At 42.1% G+C, this 13,112-nt stretch carries 10 protein-coding genes and 1 pseudogene; 6 read left to right on the top strand and 5 right to left on the bottom strand.

The window, feature by feature from the left end:
• Window positions 1-214: 214 nt before the first annotated feature.
• From DP117_RS07330 to DP117_RS07315, 4 genes and pseudogenes are all read left to right on the top strand, one after another.
• Window positions 215-2,524: pseudogene (locus tag DP117_RS07330) on the top strand (esterase-like activity of phytase family protein); the annotation flags it as partial.
• A 181-nt stretch (window positions 2,525-2,705) separates the two neighbouring features.
• Window positions 2,706-3,515 (top strand): peptidylprolyl isomerase, encoded by an 810-nt coding sequence (locus tag DP117_RS07325; RefSeq protein WP_169217681.1) that lies wholly within the window; start codon window positions 2,706-2,708, stop codon window positions 3,513-3,515.
• Window positions 3,516-3,634: 119 nt separating this feature from the next.
• The gene (gene hppD, locus DP117_RS07320) at window positions 3,635-4,837 is read left to right on the top strand and encodes a 4-hydroxyphenylpyruvate dioxygenase (protein WP_169217655.1); all 1,203 of its coding nucleotides are present in this window, start codon (window positions 3,635-3,637) and stop codon (window positions 4,835-4,837) included.
• Window positions 4,838-5,381: 544 nt separating this feature from the next.
• The gene (locus DP117_RS07315; protein WP_169217654.1) at window positions 5,382-6,119 is read left to right on the top strand and encodes an HAD family hydrolase; all 738 of its coding nucleotides are present in this window, start codon (window positions 5,382-5,384) and stop codon (window positions 6,117-6,119) included.
• Window positions 6,120-6,142: 23 nt separating this feature from the next.
• Here DP117_RS07315 and DP117_RS07310 read toward each other — a convergent pair whose 3' ends face one another.
• Window positions 6,143-6,772, bottom strand: coding sequence for a CPP1-like family protein (locus DP117_RS07310; protein WP_169217653.1), 630 nt, complete (start codon window positions 6,770-6,772; stop codon window positions 6,143-6,145).
• A gap of 682 nt (window positions 6,773-7,454) precedes the next feature.
• On the opposite strand from DP117_RS07310, the gene DP117_RS07305 reads away from it, so the two are divergent.
• The gene (locus DP117_RS07305; protein ID WP_169217652.1) at window positions 7,455-8,171 is read left to right on the top strand and encodes a response regulator transcription factor; all 717 of its coding nucleotides are present in this window, start codon (window positions 7,455-7,457) and stop codon (window positions 8,169-8,171) included.
• A 786-nt stretch (window positions 8,172-8,957) separates the two neighbouring features.
• Here the strand turns inward: DP117_RS07305 and DP117_RS07300 are convergent.
• The 3 genes from DP117_RS07300 to DP117_RS07290 form a co-directional block, all read right to left on the bottom strand.
• The gene (locus DP117_RS07300) at window positions 8,958-9,155 is read right to left on the bottom strand and encodes a DUF2811 domain-containing protein (protein ID WP_017317257.1); all 198 of its coding nucleotides are present in this window, start codon (window positions 9,153-9,155) and stop codon (window positions 8,958-8,960) included.
• An 870-nt stretch (window positions 9,156-10,025) separates the two neighbouring features.
• Window positions 10,026-10,676 (bottom strand): bifunctional phosphoribosyl-AMP cyclohydrolase/phosphoribosyl-ATP diphosphatase HisIE, encoded by a 651-nt coding sequence (gene hisIE / locus DP117_RS07295; protein ID WP_169217651.1) that lies wholly within the window; start codon window positions 10,674-10,676, stop codon window positions 10,026-10,028.
• Between the two features lie 110 nt (window positions 10,677-10,786).
• Window positions 10,787-10,972, bottom strand: coding sequence for a ChaB family protein (locus tag DP117_RS07290; protein ID WP_169217650.1), 186 nt, complete (start codon window positions 10,970-10,972; stop codon window positions 10,787-10,789).
• Between the two features lie 104 nt (window positions 10,973-11,076).
• Between DP117_RS07290 and hemL the strand changes: the two genes are divergently transcribed.
• On the top strand, window positions 11,077-12,375 hold the full coding sequence (gene hemL / locus DP117_RS07285) for a glutamate-1-semialdehyde 2,1-aminomutase (protein ID WP_169217649.1): 1,299 nt from the start codon (window positions 11,077-11,079) through the stop codon (window positions 12,373-12,375).
• An 83-nt stretch (window positions 12,376-12,458) separates the two neighbouring features.
• On the opposite strand, the gene DP117_RS07280 is transcribed toward hemL, so the two are convergent.
• Window positions 12,459-12,620 carry a metallothionein gene (locus DP117_RS07280; protein WP_169217648.1) on the bottom strand — a complete coding sequence of 54 codons (162 nt, stop codon included), beginning with the start codon at window positions 12,618-12,620 and terminating at the stop codon, window positions 12,459-12,461.
• Between the last annotated feature and the right edge of the window lie 492 nt (window positions 12,621-13,112).

The following is a 13,112-nucleotide window of genomic DNA, read 5'->3' as shown; positions in this document are numbered from 1 at the left end:
AGATATGAGAATTTCAATGGGGATGCACAGAAAGTAAATTTCTGGGTGCAGCACATTTTGTATTGACGGATGGCTGGAGCTTTCTTTACCACAAAGAATTTGTGTGGAAAAAGAAATGAAATCTTGATTTTTGTGCTGTGAATCTACACTCAGCATAAGGCAGATAGTATATCCACCTCTTCAGAAATTAGGTTACGACAAACTAGGAAAAATTATGACAAACGTAACACTCAAGGGATTTGCCGTACTACCAGCAGATACATTTGCGTCCGGTCCTTCCTCTGGAAACTTTATCACAAGCAATACTAATGGAAGAACAGTACCCTTTCAAGGACAACCTGTTCAAGGCTTTAGTGGTGTACAGTTTGCTGACCAAAACAGCTTTTGGTTTCTTTCCGACAATGGTTATGGAGCAAAAAGCAACAGCGCTGATTTCCTATTACGAATCCAGCAGCTTGAACCTAGTTTTCAAGGGACACAAGAAGGTGATGGTCGTGTTGAAGTTCTCAACTTTATTCAACTTTCTGACCCGAATCACAAAGTTCCATTTAAAATCACTAATGAAGATAGTGCAGAGCGTTTATTAACAGGTGCAGATTTTGATACAGAATCCTTTGTGATCGCTGGTGATGGAACTATCTGGATTGGGGATGAATTTGGACCTTACCTTTTACATGTTGATCAGACAGGTCAAGTATTAGACGCTCCGATTTCTACTCCTAACTTCTATAATCTAAATACCCTCAATGGTCAGGCTCCTATTGTCATTGGTCATCGAGGTGCTAGTGGTGAACGTCCAGAGCATACTCTAGAGTCATACAAATTAGCAATAGAGCAAGGAGCTGACTTTATTGAGCCAGATTTAGTTTCCACCAAAGATGGAGTCTTAATTGCTCGCCATGAAATCAACATTACAGACACCACCGATGTAGCAAGTCGCCCAGAGTTTGCTTCACGCTACACGACTAAGGTGATTGACGATGTGACTGAAACAGGGTGGTTTGCTGATGACTTCACTTTGGCTGAAATTAAGACCTTACGAGCAAAGGAGCGTCTTTCCTTCCGGGATCAATCTTATAACGGTTTGTATGAAGTTCCGACTCTTGAGGAAATTATTGACTTAGTTAAGCAGGTAGAAGCACAAACGGGTAGAAAAATCGGTATCTATCCCGAAACCAAACACCCCACTTACCACGATTCTGTTGGCTTGTCCTTGGAAGAACCATTGGTTGAAACTCTGGAGAAAACAGAGTTTACAGATCCAACTCGGGTGTTTATCCAGTCTTTTGAAGTTGGGAATCTCAAGGAACTCAACCAGAAAATAGATGTACCCCTGGTGCAATTATTGGATGCAACTGATATTGCCTTAGATGGTACACTGATTGAAAAGCAGCCTTACGATTTTGTCGTCAGTGGCGATTCCCGCACTTATGGAGATCTACGGACTCCAGAGGGTTTGAAGGAAATCGCGACATACGCCGATGGGATTGGTCCCTGGAAGCGGATGATTGTCTCGGTTAAAGGTGTTGATGCTGATGGTGATGGAAAAGCGGATGATGTCAATGGAGATGGCGCTGTCAACGACGCTGACAAAACCACTCTTCCTCCAACAACACTGGTACAAGATGCTCACGATGCAGGTTTGTTGGTCCATCCTTACACCTTCCGCAATGAAAATCAGTACTTAGCAGCTGACTACAACGGAAACCCAGAACTAGAGTACCAGCAGTTTATCAAATTAGGAGTGGATGGCTACTTTACTGATTTCCCTGGAACTGGAGACAAAGTCCGCGACCAAATTACTGGTGAGTTTGTACGTTCTCCTGATAACCCAGATGTTCTGGCTGGTCTTGCACCCTCTAACCTCGGTGGTTCCAAGGGTTTTGAAGGTTTGGCAATTAGTCCAGACAAAACCAAACTGTATCCTCTGTTAGAAGGGTCAGTTCTCGGTGATCCCAATGATGCCTTACGAATTTATGAGTTTGATATTACCAGCAAACAGTATGAAGGTCTAGTTGGGTATTATCGTCTTGAAAACTCCAGCCATGCAATTGGTGACTTGACTGTAATTAACGATCATGAATACCTGGTGATTGAGCGTGATAACGGACAAGCAGACACCGCTAAGTTTAAGAAAATCTTCAAGGTAGACTTTTCTGAAAAAGACGCCAATGGATATGTTGCCAAAGAAGAAGTTGTAGATCTTCTCAATATTCCAGATCCAAGGGACTTAAATAAAGATGGTAGCACACAGTTCACTTTCTCCTTCCAAACCATCGAAAATGTTCTGGTGATTGATGAAAAGACCATTCTAGTTGCCAATGATAACAACTATCCATTCTCTGTCGGTCGTCCTCCAGCAATAGATAATAACGAAATCATCCTCCTAGGGTTAGAAAAATCTCTTAACCTTGACCCGCGTGTCGGTCTTGCCGGACTTGACAACAACACGTCAATCAGCGAAGGTAACAATTTGCTAGGAACTCAGAATTGGTCACAGCTTAGTAATGTGGATATTGTCTAATTAGAATTACTCACTAAAAGCTTCAATTCTTCCACTTCTGTTCGCTCTTACCCCCTCAGGTGAGGGCGACTTTTCTACAAGCTCAAACTGGAAAGACTATTATTAATATATCTTGATATAATCACAAACAGTTTATTGACTTTATCTAGCTTAAGTTAATAATTATAGCATTTAGGAGGTTATTATTCCAGCTTTACAAGTCGGCGATCGCGCCATTAGCAACAACGAACTCATTCCTTTACTCAAGCAGTACGGAATACTGCCGCAATTGATGCGAGAAGTTATTATCGATAATGCGATCGCCAACCATGCTTTGACAACAGATGAAAATACTCAAGCATATAAGCAGTTCTACCAACAGCATCAGTTGAAGTCTGAGGAGGATCTGCAAGCATGGTTGCAAGCTCGTGGTCTAAACCGTGAACAACTAGACTATCTAGCCACACGGAATATCAAACTGGAAAACTTCAAGCGAAGCAATTGGGGAGATAAGTTACAGTCCTTCTTTCTTCAGCGTAAGGCAAAGTTAGATAAGGTTGTTTATTCTTTGATTCGGGTGAAAGATATTTGTATCGCCCAAGAGCTTTACTTCCGCATTCAAGAAGGAGAACAGTCTTTTAGCGAACTGGCTCGCGAGTATTCTCAAGGTCCTGAGGCTCAAACTGGTGGTTTAATAGGTCCAGTAGAGTTGGGAGTTCCCCATCCAGTCCTGGCAAATATGCTAGCCTCAGTTCAGCCTGGTCAACTTTTACCACCAACATCTTTAGGAGATTGGATTGTGGTTGTACGACTGGAAAAGCAACTCCCAGCTCAGTTAGATGAAGAAATGCAGCAGCGACTGCTTAATGAACTGTTTGAAAACTGGTTACAAACCCAATTAAAAGAGAATTTACAAAACCTACAGGCTGAATCTCCACAAAATCAAGTAGAAAGACCAGGCGATCGTTCTGATGTACCCCCAGAAGTGTTGTTATCAGACAAAAGTCAGTGAATCCTTATTCCTCGCTTGTGTGCAAGAATCCAGATTCTTGCTTAGGAATGACCTGAAAATCCAGTAAAAAAGGCAAAATTAACAGACAGATAAACAGTTGCGCTGGATTTTCAAAGAGCATGAAAATTGATCACGTTCACTTCTATGTGGAAAATGCCAAAGTGTGGCGCGATTGGTTTGTACGTCATTTGGGTTTTCAAGTAGTCGCTGATTCTGTTATTCCTCCAACTTTTCTCGAAAAGGGAAACGACATTTCTTGGAAAGCCAAACGGGATGAGACCTTTCACACCTGCACGCAAGTGGTCAAAAGTGGTCCAATCTACTTTTTAGTGTCTTCTCCACTATTACCTACCAGTCCAGTTGCTGAGTTTTTGCGCTACCACCCGCCTGGTGTGGCAGATGTTGCTTTTTGTGTTGAAAATGTAGAAAAAGTCATTTCTTGTGCTCAACAGCATGGGGCAAAAGTTTTGCAACCAATCCAGCAACACCAGTATGGTCAAGAATACATCAAGTGGGGGAAAATTACAGCTTGGGGTTCCTTAACACACACGTTGATAGAAAGGAGAAAGGAGGAAGATGAAGAGGATTGTCCTCCTTGTCCCTCATTTCCAACGCCCGTCACTATAACGGAGAGAACGTCCACACCAAGCTGGTTCTCCTTGTCTTCTGTGCCCGTTGTCCCTCCGTCCTTCTTCACCGCCATAGACCACATCGTGTTAAATGTGGATGCAGGACAGTTAGAAAACGCAGTGGCTTGGTATGAAAATATCCTTAATTTTCAGGGACAGCAGACGTTTAACATTCAAACATCTCGCTCTGCTTTGCATAGCCAGGTCATGGTTTCGCGTTATGGCGATGTAAAATTGCCAATTAATGAGCCAGCCTCAGCCAATTCTCAAATTCAAGAATTTTTGAACGTCAACCGAGGAGCAGGAATTCAACATATCGCCTTGCGGACACGTAATATTGTTCATGCAATAGCTCAATTCCGCGCTAGTGGTTTATCGTTACTCCCAGTTTCTAAAAACTACTACTCACAAGTTCGACAGCGAAAAGGACTTCCCATAACAATAGACGAACTAGATGCGATTGCTCAACAGGAAATTTTAGTAGATTGGGAACAAGAGACTTTTTTTGGCTCGAATAAGAACATAACACCTTTACTATTGCAAATTTTTACCCAGCCCATTTTTGGACAGCCGACCTTTTTCTTTGAGTTTATTGAGCGTCGGTACCAAGCTCAAGGTTTTGGTGAAGGGAACTTTCGCGCTTTATTTGCAGCAATTGAAAATGAACAAATCAAACGCGGTAGTCTCGGCTGAAACGTACAAAGAAAAACGAGCTAGCCCCAACCCCCTCCGGGGGAATTCAAAATTATAAATTCAAAATTAAGAAGTTATTCGCAATAACTCTTTTTTTTGAACTTTGAATGTGTTAGCAGCGAAGGCAGGCAGCGAATTTTGAATTGTTCTCGGGCTAGCTCATTTTTCTCGTTAATGGGACTTAAACATTTTTGAGGACAAAACAAGCCTCAAACCTATGCAGGACAAGGAAAACACACCAAATGCCCAAAAAGCCGCTTCATTTTTGTCGTTAGCGTAGCGTTAACGAAGTGGACCGTAGGTCGCCGTAGGCTGGGTTTGCCCAACCCTGGAACCCAGATATATCAACAAGCAGGCGCCAAACGATGTCAAAGTCTTTTAGGATATGCGTTTGAGGCTATTTTGTCTGTGTTTTTTGTCTAAGTCCCGTTAAGTATTTTGGATGACATATTAGATGTTTAAAATAGACTCATTAACTTTTCAAATGCACAAAAGTGTGTTATTTGGGATAGTCTGTAGATAAAGTTTAAGTTTTCATAAAAAAATGTTAAGACTTATCACAGATTTTGACGGTCCTGTTATTGATGTTTCTGAGCGGTACTACCGCGTGTACCAATTTTGCTTGGAGAAGATTCAACGTCCAAGTCAACAGGTACGACAACTCGCTAAAGCGGAATTTTGGGAGTTGAAGCGATCGCGCATTAGCGAAAAACAAATTGCTATGATTTCTGGTTTAGATGAAGCGCAGGCGCAGGAGTTTAGTCAATTGCGGCGACAAACTGTGCATACAAAGCCTTACTTTCAGTATGACAGCTTAGCTCCTGGGGCTGTAGAAGCACTGTTAAAAGTCCAACAAGCAGGAATTGACTTAGTTGTGATGACCATGCGTCGGACTTGGGAATTAGATTATGCGTTTAAGAAATATGATTTAGGTAGATTTTTTCCAGAAAATCGTTGTTACTGCCTAACCAACGATTACGTCAAAACCCGTGACACCGATGATAAACCTTTGTTGATGGCACGGGCAATACAAGAGTTACCCCCTGCTACTGATACTTGGATGGTGGGAGATACAGAAGCTGATATCATTTCTGCCACAAAACATGGTATTAAGGTCATAGCTGTGGAGTGTGGTATCCGCGATCGCGCCCAACAAGAACAATACCAGCCAAATTTAATTGTCAAGGATTTGAGTTCTGCTGTGGATTTCGTTTTAGAGAGAACGCTACAGCAGACAACTAAACTTGGGAGTTGGGAGTTGAGTGAACCGATTTATTCGTGATGACTCACAACTCAAAAGCTCATCTACCTTAAAAAGGTACTGATAAGCCATAACAATACAAAAGTCACCACAGTAGAAAACTGATTTGGACTCAAAGCCATGAACTGTATTTGAGGTAGAAGCAAGTTGGCGACTAATCCTCCTGCAATTAAGCCTGTAGTCAGAGCAATTAGCGTGAATAAAACTGCTCTACCAAATTTTCCTTCTTTACGATTGAGAAAGTAAATACTGACACATACCCCAAGTACTAATGCCAATTGCAAGACTTGGTCGCTACCAGCTTGGTAAAACACACTAATGGCGCTTAATCCAACATACCAAGCTCCAGGCAACAAAGCATCTGCCAGAGTTGGTTTATCTAGAATTCGTTGCAGCCATGCTGGTGACTGCTGACGAGGGGTTGGACTTTCTTTTGGAACCGATTGCAATAGGCGCTCTGGAAACCGGATGCGCTCAGGTACTTTGATTTTGCCTTCCTGGCGCATTTTTAAGCGCTCCATTAAAATCGCGTCATAGGCAGCTTCTATAACTTCTAGACGTTTGGCATCGCCACTGTATTGCTCTAATAGACGATTGCGAACATCCTGAATTTCATCGAAGCTAGCATCCTCTGATACCCCAAGTTTTTCGTAAGGATTCTGCTCGTCGCTCATGGGAGTTTATTACTTCAGCCTCAGTCAGTGGCAATATTTTGCTAAACAAAAAAGATTATATTTTTATCTTGGTCGAAACCAAAGCTTTGGTCAATTCGTATGCTTGACCTAGATATTAGCATAGGTATACTACATTAATTTGGTAATTCTAACTATAGACACTTTAACATATAGACATACCTCCGTGTATCCCCTCATGTCGTTCACTAACTGGAGCTTTACTCTAGAATTTGAGCTAGCAATACCTAAAAGGGCAGTTTTCTGATGAAAAAATTTTCTTTTGTTTCAAATTCAATAATTTACTGCACTTTGAGGTGAGTTTTGAGTTATTCCCCTTATGTACCTCGTGTCATAATGCCGCATATCGATTTAAAATTAAAGCGTTTTAAATAATTGCGCACTTGGGATAACCTTGTGTCCAACTTCATCCAGTAGCCGTGGCTAAGGTCGGGGGATTTACCTTGTGGACACAAGATTAACAAACAAAAAAGCCAAATAGTGGAGCAAAGGGTAGCATTACTAGATTTACGCCCTAATTATTGAAAATCCTGATTACACTAGTATTTGAATAATCAGGGAAATCACACCTTAGCCTTGTAGATACATATTGTCTCCAATGCGAAAACCACTTTTTGCGGAATTCGCTCGTTAATCCTATAATTTTTTGTGCAAAGTGATGGTCATGGCTCCTGCCAAGATTCTTGTAGTTGATGACGACCCTGCGGTTCGGAATTTGATCCAACGCTTCTTAATTAAGCAAAACTATCAGGTAGAAGCTGCCGAAGATGGTAAGACTGCCTTAGCGCTGTTCGAGCAATTTAACCCAGATTTGGTAATTTTAGACGTAAACTTACCAGACGTCATCGGGTTTAACCTCTGTCAAGAGATGCAAAGCCGTAACGGAGTTTTTGTACTAATGTTAACAAGCCGTGCTGACGAAGCTGACAAAATTCGTGGCTTTGCTAAAGGTGCTGATGATTATCTCACCAAACCTTTTGGTCTACAGGAACTAGAGGTGAGAGTCGCAGCAATTTTAAGGCGTCAGCGTGTTGTGACAACGGCAGAGCAGAAGAAGCTAGTATTTGAAAAGCTAATGATTGACCCTGTACGACGGGAAGTCACGCTCAATAGCCTACCTGTACTTCTAACTGCTTTAGAATTTGACCTGCTGCATTTTTTAGCTAGCCATCCTGGTCGAGTTTGGCGACGTGCTGAACTGATTCAGGAAGTTTGGGACTACGAGTATGTCGGCGATCAAAGAGTCGTAGATGTTCATATCGGTCAAATTCGCAAGAAGATTGAGGCTGATGCTAGCCAACCAGCATTGATTCAAACTGTGCGTGGTGTTGGTTACAAGTTTGAATGTCCTTCTCTAAACCAGCAATCTGAAAAATCTTAAATTAAGAATTGAAATATTGCCAAAATATGTGAAACACCAAGATTTGACTGAGAACACTGGTTAAAAAATTAACCATTATGCAAGTCCTTAATCACATCTACCCGCACAAGCAATCATTAGACGTTGCATTAAGGACTGAGCTTGTTAACCTCAAAAACTGGGGTTGGTAAATCCTGCTCAAACAGGACCGCCGTCCATAAATGTCTATATTTTGAGTCCACGATCCAGGAACTTTCAAAGGGCGCGCCTTTGAAATTTTGGCAACAAACTCGACTCCGAAAGCGCCCGATGCATGCAATGCACGGCAATTTTAAGTAAGTGAGCGTGAAGGGGCGTACACTTTCAAACTTTGAATGGATCTAAATAGTTGGTGAATTTTTTGTTGATCAATTGATAATTCTCAAAGCGATGATCTTGAGTGGCGACTTTTGCCACTCAAGATTTTTTATGGTGGATACCCCGTATCAACTCAGAAACGAACGTATGTCTATCTATATTTGACGATACGGAACCGAATTATAGTAGTTCGGTTATTTTTGATCCTCATCACCCAAATGGTGCTTGGTGAAATTAGCTCAACATCCTCACTTGAAAGCGCCGAAAAAATAACGTTGATTTATCCAGGCTCTAATTTTCTGCTGTCAACTCAGCCTTTGGGACTGCACAGTAGTGATGAGACTCAAAGGCGTTGTTTGCTTCTCACCATTACAGCAGATATGACAAAGCAACTAATGGTTTCACAATTTCAAGTCTGAGTGAAACTTGATAGAGAAAACGCATTTCTATCTAGCAGTGATGAAACAAAGTTTCTAGATAAACCCGAGCTGCACGGCGATCGCTATCTCCATTTTGAAGCAAAAACAAGGACAGTGCTGCCGTCAATACACGGTTTTGATCCCAGTCTGGATGTGTTTCCAAGTAGTTTTTCAGCGATTCATGAAGTGTTTCAGGAATTTCTGTAAATATGCTAACTGTTGCATTCATTAGATTCGTCTCCTTTGAAGTTCTCCAATAGGGAAAACTTGCTTCTAGTAAGCCATAGCGGCAAAAAACAGCCGTTGCATCTGAACCGGACAAAATTGCTCAATCTAGGTCATTTCTACCTAAAAAACACTCTTTTAGAGGTGCGCCGCAAAATTTGCGGTTTTTTTGATACATTTTTATCTGAAACCCGCTTTGCGTGAAAGGTTGAGCAATTTTGTCTCATGTTTACTCCGACTCTTGGTCTGTCCGATTATCTGTGGCAACAGTTTAGGTAAATTGACACAGCAGTTCAACGGACTAAAAAAAGCAAGCCGCATCATTTTGCGTCAAAAGGGGGTGGGTTTGTCAATGCTGCGAAATATGAAGAAGCAGTTCCGAAAAAATAAATTATTACGATAGAATAAGGGTTTTCAGCATTTTTTGTCATATTTATTAATATAAACTCAGTTTTTTAAGAATCTTACTGACAAGACAAAGAAATCCCCAGTAACACGGCGAACGCTTGTAACATCATCAAGCAGCTGTGGAAAATAGAAAAATGTCTGTGGAAACTCTGTGGAATCAGTGAGGAAAATTCCAGTGAATGATAAGAATTACAAAAAATCTTAATTTTAGGGTTAGGCATTTGCCTGGAAATAAAATACCAGCCGTGTTTAACGGTAACGGGTTGGTGTCGAGGGATCTAGGTCTGACGGCTGGTATTTTATTTTTGTGGTCCCCCTTAGTAGAAGAACACAAATCAATTCAAAATATGCCCGTAGAGCATGCTCAAAAGGAGCGTGCAACTCTTTTGCAGGACAGTTTTACAGTCTGGTTATTATGGGTTGACATTCTCTTTTTCTGCGCTGTGGTGCGCCTTTGTAGTTCGTATTACTTCCTACGCTCCTGCAATTTGTGATAAACCGCCTTTAAATCAACTCTATGATGAGCCAACGCTACTAAAGTGTGGTACAATAAATCAGCAGCTTCTGAAGCGATTGCATCAGCATTATCATCTTTACAAGCCATGACTACCTCAGCGCTTTCTTCACCAATCTTTTTCAAAATCTTGTTATCACCACCTGCAAGCAGTTTACAAGTGTAAGAGTTTTCTTGTGGGTGCTCGCGGCGATCGCAGATAATGGCAAAAAGCTGTGATAGCGTGTCTCCTGGTGGCGGGACAATTTTTGCATCCACTTGGTGAAAACAGCTACGCTCACCAGTATGGCAGGCGATGTCTCCTATTTGCTCTACACCTACCAACAGAGCATCACTGTCACAGTCATAACGAATGCTTTTCACTTTCTGGATATGCCCAGAAGTCGCTCCCTTATGCCATAACTCCTGACGAGAACGACTCCAAAACCAAGTTTCTCCAGTTTCCAAAGTCTTTTGTAACGACTCCCGATTCATCCACCCCATCATCAAAACAGTGCCATCCAAATAATCTTGGATAATCGCCGGCACCAAACCTTTTTCATCGTAGCGAATTTTTTCAACCGGGATTGCCTGGTGTAGTGAATGTAAATCGGAAGAAAACATATCAACTGCGTCGTTCTATCAGAAAATCGTTTACTGGTTTACAATACCATTCTAAAGACGGCAGCTGATACGTCTTTTCTAACTCACTTCTTTAACTTCCTGACCCGGCTTCAAAGAACATTTTTATACATGAGTGACTGCATCTTCACTGCACTCAATGCTACTTGGTGAGCCTTTGGAGCTTCACCGTACCAGTGTATTGCCGAGTTAAAAGCAGCTCGGTACAGATCCTGGTATGCCTCAGATAAACGAGTGCGAATCTCTAGAGGCAAGTCTTGATTGGACTTGTATAACATATTGTTATTTCTTTGGTTCAGCTAGTTTACTACGATATAAGTTCTGGACACTGTTTGCTCCTATCCTAGGATAGAGCTTTTTATTTACACTTTAGGAGAGAATCTTGGTAAATACAACGATTAAAACGACAAAATCACAACAAGTCTTTGCGGCTGCCCAAAATCTTATGCCAGGGGGAGTCAGTTCTCCTGTGAGAGCGTTCAAATCCGTGGGTGGACAACCTATCGTTTTTGAGCGAGTTAAGGGCGCATACATTTGGGATGTAGATGGCAACCAGTATATTGACTATGTAGGAACTTGGGGACCAGCTATTTGTGGTCATGCCCATCCTAAAGTCATCGCAGCACTCCATGAAGCCTTGGAAAAAGGAACTAGCTTCGGTGCGCCCAGCATGCTAGAAAATATATTGGCAGAAATGGTCATTGATGCTGTTCCGAGTATCGAAATGGTAAGATTTGTTAACTCCGGTACAGAAGCTTGTATGGCAGTGTTGCGCCTGATGCGGGCTTTCACCGGACGCGATAAAGTCATTAAGTTTGAGGGTTGCTACCACGGTCACGCCGATATGTTCTTAGTAAAGGCTGGCTCTGGTGTAGCGACACTTGGTTTACCAGATTCTCCTGGGGTTCCCAAATCGGCTACCAGCAGTACTCTAACTGCTCCTTTCAATGACCTAGAAGCTGTCAAAGCTCTGTTTGACGAAAACCGCGACCAAATTGCTGGTGTCATTTTAGAGCCAATTGTTGGCAATGCTGGGTTTATTCCTCCCGATGCGGGTTTCTTAGAAGGTCTACGAGAACTCACCCAAGAGCATGGGGCGTTGTTAGTGTTTGATGAGGTGATGACGGGTTTCCGAATTGCCTACGGCGGCGTACAAGAGAAGTTTGGCGTCACCCCTGATTTAACAACTTTAGGCAAGATTATTGGTGGTGGTTTGCCAGTAGGAGCTTACGGCGGTCGTCGTGATATCATGTCAATGATTGCTCCTGCTGGTCCTGTGTATCAAGCTGGGACGCTTTCTGGTAACCCCTTAGCAATGACTGCCGGAATTAAAACGCTGGAATTGCTGCAAAAACCAGGTACATACGAGTATTTGGACAGTATTACGAAAAAGTTAGCCGATGGCTTGCTGCAAATTGCCAAAGAAACAGGTCACGCTGCTTGTGGGGGTCAAATCAGTGGAATGTTTGGTCTATTCTTCACGAATGGACCAGTCCATAACTATGAGGACGCGAAAAAGTCTGATACGGCTAAATTCGGACGGTTTCATCGTGGAATGTTGGAGCGAGGCATTTATCTGGCACCATCTCAATTTGAGGCAGGATTTACTTCCATTGCCCATACCGAAGAAGATGTTGAGCAAACGCTCAAAGCTGCACGGGATGTGATGTCAAACTTGTAAGTTGAATACTCAGGACAATAGATGAAAAATTGGAGACTAAGGAGAAAATTCTTAGCCTCCAATTTTTTATCCTCAGTCTTTTTTTAACAACCGCAGCCGCTATGAGCGCAGCCTTTCATGGTTTTATGTCCTTCTGCACAGGCTTGTGAGCAGTAGAATTTCCCGTCTTTTTGAATGGCATCCTCTAAGGAAACAACACACAGGCAAGGTTCACAAGCACATTTCATCTGAGTTACGCTGGTCATAATTTTTTCTGAGTTATTCTTTTGATGAATGTACAACATATGAACACATGTTCATTGATTGCTTAATTAAAATTAACCAAAAGAATTCAGGTGTCAGTCGTCAGGAGTGGACAACACATTTATCTACACAAAACAAAAGAGTCCTTGCCCTCCTGTAGGACTGGACTTACCAAATAAGCACGGAATTTTTCGTATTACATTGAGAATTTGTCGTAATTAACCACGCTTATTTGGCCTACTATCGCGTTTAATCGTGATAGACAAGAGCCGTGCCGCAGGCATAGCTAAAACGGTTAATCATAAAAGAGCTTTTGCGTTTTGTGCAGGTTTTCCCCAAAGCCATGCCTACGCTCCGCCAAGGAGTCAGAATGGCTCTTGTACGACGCTCAAACTGAATAGCACCTATACCTGTGCTCAGGGAGCATGTAGATAGTTGAGATCAAAAAACAGGGATCAACAATATTGAACCATAAGTGATGCTTTGGGATATCA

The organism is Brasilonema sp. UFV-L1, assembly GCF_012912105.1.
Lineage (GTDB): Bacteria > Cyanobacteriota > Cyanobacteriia > Cyanobacteriales > Nostocaceae > Brasilonema.
This window is presented reverse-complemented; position numbering and strand designations above follow the sequence as displayed.

What these genes read in the sequence shown, in the direction of transcription:
- DP117_RS07310 (WP_169217653.1), bottom strand. Translation starts at nt 6,772, where the DNA reads ATGAGCGACGAGCAGAATCCTTACGAAAAACTTGGGGTATCAGAGGAT.
- hppD (WP_169217655.1), top strand. Translation starts at nt 3,635, where the DNA reads ATGAAAATTGATCACGTTCACTTCTATGTGGAAAATGCCAAAGTGTGG.
- DP117_RS07280 (WP_169217648.1), bottom strand. Translation starts at nt 12,620, where the DNA reads ATGACCAGCGTAACTCAGATGAAATGTGCTTGTGAACCTTGCCTGTGT.
- hisIE (WP_169217651.1), bottom strand. Translation starts at nt 10,676, where the DNA reads ATGTTTTCTTCCGATTTACATTCACTACACCAGGCAATCCCGGTTGAA.
- DP117_RS07300 (WP_017317257.1), bottom strand. Translation starts at nt 9,155, where the DNA reads ATGAATGCAACAGTTAGCATATTTACAGAAATTCCTGAAACACTTCAT.
- DP117_RS07290 (WP_169217650.1), bottom strand. Translation starts at nt 10,972, where the DNA reads ATGTTATACAAGTCCAATCAAGACTTGCCTCTAGAGATTCGCACTCGT.
- DP117_RS07305 (WP_169217652.1), top strand. Translation starts at nt 7,455, where the DNA reads ATGGCTCCTGCCAAGATTCTTGTAGTTGATGACGACCCTGCGGTTCGG.
- DP117_RS07315 (WP_169217654.1), top strand. Translation starts at nt 5,382, where the DNA reads ATGTTAAGACTTATCACAGATTTTGACGGTCCTGTTATTGATGTTTCT.